Source organism: Bifidobacterium sp. POST2/T3 (B1), from assembly GCF_058197115.1.
The window spans coordinates 1-3,742 of record NZ_JBVPQK010000258.1; the positions used below are offsets into that span (position 1 = coordinate 1).

Genomic DNA, 3,742 nt, shown 5'->3' on the forward strand with positions numbered 1-3,742 from the left:
CTGATGAAGCTCCTCTGCGACCCGGGTGATGCCATTCTGGAGCCCCGGCCCGGATATCCTCTGATCGAATCCATCGCCGGTCTGGAATGTGTCCGAACAATTCCATACCGCCTTGCCTACGACGGGTCCTGGGCCCTGGACCTGGCCACGGTCAGAGAGGCTTTGGAGGGGCCTGAGAGCGGCCGCATCCGCGCCGTGGTCCTTATCAACCCCAACAATCCCACGGGGTCCTACATTCATCCAGAAGAACGCCAGTCGCTGCTGAAACTCTGTCAGCGGCATGGGGTGGCCATCATCGCTGATGAGGTCTTTTTTGACTATCCCTTGGATCCTTTGCCGGGCCGCGCACGACTGGCTGGGGAGGATAGGGTGCTGACCTTCGCCTTGGACGGGTTCTCGAAGAGTCTGGCAGCTCCCCATGCCAAGGTGGGCTGGATTCAGGTTTCCGGGCCAGCGGACCAGGTTGCCGCCGCCAAGCGCCATCTTGACCTGATAGCCGACGATTACCTGCCCATGAGCCTTCTGATTACCAGGGACATGGAGGCCATGCTATCGGATATTCCCGGCCAGACCAGCCGAGTGGGGAAACGGGCCAGGGACAATCTCGAAATCCTTAGACAGACATTGGACCAACGTGATTCCTGCGTCTCCCTGCTCAGGCCTGAGGGCGGATGGAATGTTCTGCTGCGCTTTCCCGAGGTCATCGACGAGGAGGAACTGATTCTTTGTCTGATTCGGTCCTGCGGCTTGACTGGCCAACCCGGTTACTTTTTCGACATGCCAGGCAACGGATATCTTGCTCTGTCGCTCCTTCCAGAATCCTTGGAATTCCGCCGAAATGTGGACTCTGTCGTCTCAGCAATTAGAAAAATCCTGTGATTATAACCCTCCTCTTGCCTAGTTTGCTCCGATAATAAGTTCCGAATGATCACCCGTCCTGGAAGGGGGAGATTGGTAGGGCTCAATGATGAGCCACTGACTGCAAGGTTGCACACAAAGGAGCAATAACGATGGGGAACGAAAATAAGAATCGAAGGGGAGACCCAGCCAAGGGGGTTGGTGCTCGAGTCGGGGAAGACATCAAAGCCATGGCTACCGTTGATGAGACCGGAGGTGCTGTCGCAGATCATGGTGTAGACGCAAGCTTGGCTCCGGATACTGGCAGAAGGCTCAACAGCACGGAGAAGTTCCGCTTCGCTGTCGGGTTTGTTATGGTATCCCTGCTCTGGGCGGCGCCCTTCACCATGGGATCCGGGGTCCTCCTGCCGCAGATCTTCAATTCCCTGCGTGGAGTCAGCGCTGAAGCGGCTCTAGGTATGATGAATTCGATTGGCTGCGTATTTGCGTTGGTGGCCAACATTGTTTTCGGCGCTCTCTCGGATATGTCTAGGTTCCGTGTCGGCAAGCGCACCCCATGGATCGTGCTTGGCGGCATCATTGGCGCCCTTGGCTTTCTGATGGTCATCCAGTCCCATGCACTGCCCATGATCATCTTCGGTTGGTGCATTGTTCAGGTGGGCATCAACTGCCTAATAGCCCCTGCTGTGGCAGTCCTCTCGGACAGGATTCCTGAGTCGACCAGAGGAACGTATTCGGCACTGTATGGGGCCAGCCAGATCGTCGGCCAACAGCTGGGTACTATCATTGGTAGCTCGTTCATAACCAAGATCCATACCGGCCTGATAGTAGGCATGATCATCTTCCTCTTCTCGGGCATTCTCACGGTGTTGATCTGGCCCCGTGAGAAGTCTGCTGCAAACACAGTCGTGGAGCGGACCTGGGCTGATGTTGGTCGATCCTTCATACCGCCCACCAAGAACAGCCGGGACTTTTACCTAGCGCTTCTGGGCAGGTTCACTTTCATCGTCGGCTGTTACATGATCTCGGGCTACCAACTCTACATCCTGCAGAAGTACTGCCATTTGAGCGATGCCCAGGCTGCGTCCACACTCAAGATCATGGCCTTGCTCTCGGTAATCACCACCATTCTGGCCGCTGTGGTCTCGGGCCCTCTGTCGGACTTCTTGCAGAAGCGGAAAGTGATCGTGGCAATCAGTTGTCTGATCATTGCTCTCGGGATGGTTTTCCCCTTCCTGATGCCAACTGCAACGGGTATGTACATTTATGCCGCTCTGGCTGGAGTCGGCAACGGGTGCTACATGTCAGTCGACCAGGCACTGAATGTCGATGTGCTGCCGAATGCCAAGGAAGCTGGCAAGGACCTGGGTATCCTCAACTTGGCCAACACGATCGGCCAGGTGATCGCCCCTGGGTGCACTACGCTGGTCATCGGCATCTTCGGTGGTTATAGGATGATCTTCCCAGTCGCCATCGCCTGCCTGCTGGTGGGGACCGTCTTCATCATGATGATTCGCAAGGTCAAGTGAGTCTGAAAACCTGTAACCCGGACCCGTACTGAGCAGCGGCCCGGCCAATCGATTTCGAAAGGAAAATAGACATGACAGAAGAATCGCATACCAAAGCCAAGGATTTGGATCTGCAAGAGGAGGCCTCGCTGACCTCGGGATCCGACTCGTGGCACCTTCAGGGACTTCCCGACAAGGGCTACGAAGGTTATATGATCACCGACGGCCCCTACGGCCTACGCAAGGCCACTGGCTCTGACGTTTACGGTTCGGTCCCGGCCACCTGCTTCCCACCGACCGCTGGACTGGCATCCTCCTGGAACCCTGATCTGACCTACCAGGTGGGCCAGGCCATGGGCGAGGAATGCATCCAGGAGAAGGTGGCCGTAATTCTGGGCCCCGGCATCAACATCAAGCGCAGCCCACTGGGTGGCCGCAACTTCGAGTTTTACTCGGAGGATCCTGTGCTGGCCGGGCATGAAGCTGCAGGTCTGGTCGATGGGGTCCAGTCCAAGGGGGTGGGGACATCTCTGAAGCATTTTGCGGCCAACAATCAGGAGACCGACCGGCTCAGGGTCAGCTCTGACGTGGACGCGCGCACCCTGCGCGAGATCTACCTGCCGGCCTTTGAATACGTGGTCAGGAATGCCAAGCCCTGGACTATCATGTGCGCCTACAACAAGGTTAACGGAGTCTTCAGTTCGGAGAATCACTGGCTGCTGACGGACGTTCTGCGGGGGGAGTGGGGCTACCAGGGCATGGTCATGTCCGACTGGGGGGCCGTCCACAACAGGGTCAACGCTCTGCAGGCCGGGCTCAATCTGGAGATGCCGCCCTCCCGTACTGATGACCAGGTGGTCCAGGCCGTGAAGGCTGGCCAGCTGGACAAGAAGCAGCTGGACCGGATGGCCCAGGGGATTCTGGATCTGATTGACAAGGCTCGTCCGGCCATGTCCCAGCAGGGATACCGTTACGACGTTCAGGAGCACAACAACATGGCTCGTCGAGCGGCCCAGGAGTCCATCGTCCTCTTGCGCAACGAAGACCGGATTCTACCCCTTGATCCAAAAGAGAAGGTCGCCGTCATTGGCGAATTTGCACGGACTCCGCGCTATCAGGGCGGGGGTTCCTCGCACATCACGCCCACCGAGGTTTCCTCGGCCCTGGATGGCTTCAAAGAGGCTGGCATGAATGTGGACTTCGCGCCCGGGTTCACCTTTGACGACAAGGAGCAGGATCCCGCTCTGACCCAGCAGGCGCTTGATGTTGCGCGCGGAGCCGACGCTGTGGTGCTCTTCTTGGGGCTGCCTGAAGATGCTGAGTCCGAGGGCTTTGACCGCACCAGCATGGATCTTCCCGACAAGCAGGTGGCTCTG

Annotated in this window: 3 protein-coding genes; all 3 read left to right on the plus strand. The window is 57.7% G+C overall.

All coding sequences use genetic code 11. From position 1 onward, the window contains the following. On the plus strand, window positions 1–879 hold an 879-nt coding region (locus AC0AP0_RS10100; RefSeq protein ID WP_490430367.1), incomplete at its 5' end, for a pyridoxal phosphate-dependent aminotransferase. A 131-nt stretch (window positions 880–1,010) separates the two neighbouring features. After that, entirely contained in the window at window positions 1,011–2,387 is a 1,377-nt protein-coding gene (locus AC0AP0_RS10105) for an MFS transporter (RefSeq protein ID WP_254477307.1), read from the plus strand. 71 nt (window positions 2,388–2,458) lie between these two features. Further along, on the plus strand, window positions 2,459–3,742 hold a 1,284-nt coding region (locus tag AC0AP0_RS10110), incomplete at its 3' end, for a glycoside hydrolase family 3 N-terminal domain-containing protein (protein ID WP_490430368.1).